Annotated in this window: 15 tRNA genes and 1 rRNA gene; all 16 read right to left on the reverse strand. The window is 50.9% G+C overall.

Annotated elements, in window-relative coordinates:
* Window positions 1-38: 38 nt before the first annotated feature.
* Window positions 39-127, reverse strand: a tRNA-Ser gene (locus tag NSA58_RS19955).
* Window positions 128-134: 7 nt separating this feature from the next.
* Window positions 135-210 (reverse strand) — tRNA-Lys (locus tag NSA58_RS19960).
* 9 nt (window positions 211-219) lie between these two features.
* A tRNA-Gln gene (locus NSA58_RS19965) sits at window positions 220-295 on the reverse strand.
* Window positions 296-304: 9 nt separating this feature from the next.
* Window positions 305-381, reverse strand: a tRNA-Arg gene (locus tag NSA58_RS19970).
* Window positions 382-402: 21 nt separating this feature from the next.
* Window positions 403-477 (reverse strand) — tRNA-Gly (locus tag NSA58_RS19975).
* Between the two features lie 21 nt (window positions 478-498).
* Window positions 499-582: transfer RNA gene (locus NSA58_RS19980), tRNA-Leu, on the reverse strand.
* Window positions 583-592: 10 nt separating this feature from the next.
* A tRNA-Tyr gene (locus tag NSA58_RS19985) sits at window positions 593-677 on the reverse strand.
* A 6-nt stretch (window positions 678-683) separates the two neighbouring features.
* A tRNA-Thr gene (locus tag NSA58_RS19990) sits at window positions 684-759 on the reverse strand.
* Window positions 760-780: 21 nt separating this feature from the next.
* Window positions 781-857 (reverse strand) — tRNA-Asp (locus NSA58_RS19995).
* A gap of 16 nt (window positions 858-873) precedes the next feature.
* Window positions 874-949 (reverse strand) — tRNA-Val (locus NSA58_RS20000).
* A 12-nt stretch (window positions 950-961) separates the two neighbouring features.
* Window positions 962-1,035: transfer RNA gene (locus NSA58_RS20005), tRNA-Gly, on the reverse strand.
* A 1-nt stretch (window position 1,036) separates the two neighbouring features.
* Window positions 1,037-1,111, reverse strand: a tRNA-Glu gene (locus NSA58_RS20010).
* Window positions 1,112-1,123: 12 nt separating this feature from the next.
* A tRNA-Met gene (locus tag NSA58_RS20015) sits at window positions 1,124-1,199 on the reverse strand.
* 9 nt (window positions 1,200-1,208) lie between these two features.
* Window positions 1,209-1,298 (reverse strand) — tRNA-Leu (locus NSA58_RS20020).
* Window positions 1,299-1,305: 7 nt separating this feature from the next.
* Window positions 1,306-1,380, reverse strand: a tRNA-Asn gene (locus NSA58_RS20025).
* Between the two features lie 5 nt (window positions 1,381-1,385).
* Window positions 1,386-1,502: ribosomal RNA gene (gene rrf / locus NSA58_RS20030) — 5S ribosomal RNA — on the reverse strand.
* Window positions 1,503-1,537: the final 35 nt, after the last annotated feature.

Consider the following 1,537-nt stretch of genomic DNA (forward strand, 5'->3'; position numbering starts at 1 on the left):
AGTCCCCTGCTCTACCGACTGAGCTATCTGGGCGCTATTGGCGGAGAGGGTGGGATTCGAACCCACGGTGCCGTTAAGCATCACTGGTTTTCAAGACCAGCTCCTTAAACCACTCGGACACCTCTCCAGATTAATGGTGACCCATCGGAGATTCGAACTCCGGACACCTTGATTAAAAGTCAAGTGCTCTACCGACTGAGCTAATGAGTCATATTTATATGGCTGGGGATGCAGGACTCGAACCTACGCATGCATGAGTCAAAGTCATGTGCCTTACCGACTTGGCTAATCCCCAATATATAAGTGGTGAGCGCACAGGGATTCGAACCCCGGACACACGCCTTAGAAGGGCGTTGCTCTATCCAGCTGAGCTATGCACCCACATATATTGTTTGTTTTGTTTGGAGCGGGAAACGAGATTCGAACTCGCGACTTCAACCTTGGCAAGGTTGCGCTCTACCACTGAACTATTCCCGCATACTAGGTATAGTTAAAAAGTGGTGCGGATGAAGGGAGTCGAACCCCCACGCCAATGGCGCTAGATCCTAAGTCTAGTGCGTCTGCCAATTCCGCCACATCCGCATACTTCTTTTGGTGGAGGATGGTGGATTCGAACCACCGAAAGCACAGCTAACAGATTTACAGTCTGCCCCCTTTGGCCACTCGGGAAATCCTCCATATTATGGAGCTGGTAATAGGACTCGAACCTACAACCTGCTGATTACAAGTCAGCTGCTCTACCAATTGAGCCATACCAGCATAGTATTGAAAAAAGTATTATGGCGACCTGGAAGGGGCTCGAACCCTCGACCTCCAGCGTGACAGGCTGGCATTCTAACCAACTGAACTACCAGGCCGCATTTATAAGTTTTATGGTGGGACCAACAGGGCTCGAACCTGTGACCCCCTGCTTGTAAGGCAGGTGCTCTCCCAGCTGAGCTATGGTCCCGGGATAAATAAATGGAGCGGGTGAAGGGGATCGAACCCTCACAGCCGGCTTGGAAGGCCGGAACTCTACCATTGAGCTACACCCGCATGGTGACTCATAGGGGAATCGAACCCCTGTTACCGCCGTGAAAGGGCGGTGTCTTAACCGCTTGACCAATGAGCCATAGTATTTAAATGGTTGCGGAGACAGGACTCGAACCTGTGACCTTCGGGTTATGAGCCCGACGAGCTGCCAACTGCTCCACTCCGCGATATTAATTTGGTGCCGAAGACCGGAATCGAACCGGTACGAAAGTATAAGTTTCGCAGGATTTTAAGTCCTGTGCGTCTGCCAGTTCCGCCACTTCGGCACTTTCTTGGCTCCAAGGGAGGGACTCGAACCCTCAGCCTATCGGTTAACAGCCGAGTGCTCCACCGTTGAGCTACCTTGGAACATAACGTGGCTACGTGCTACTCTCCCATGGGGTCGCCCCCCAAGTACCATTGCCGCTCAAGAGCTTAACTTCTGTGTTCGGAATGGGAACAGGTGTATCCTCTTTGCTATAATAACCACATAATCTTTATATAAAGTATTAACTTTTATTAGTAC

This window comes from Terrisporobacter muris (genome assembly GCF_024621905.1).
Taxonomy (GTDB): domain Bacteria; phylum Bacillota; class Clostridia; order Peptostreptococcales; family Peptostreptococcaceae; genus Terrisporobacter; species Terrisporobacter muris.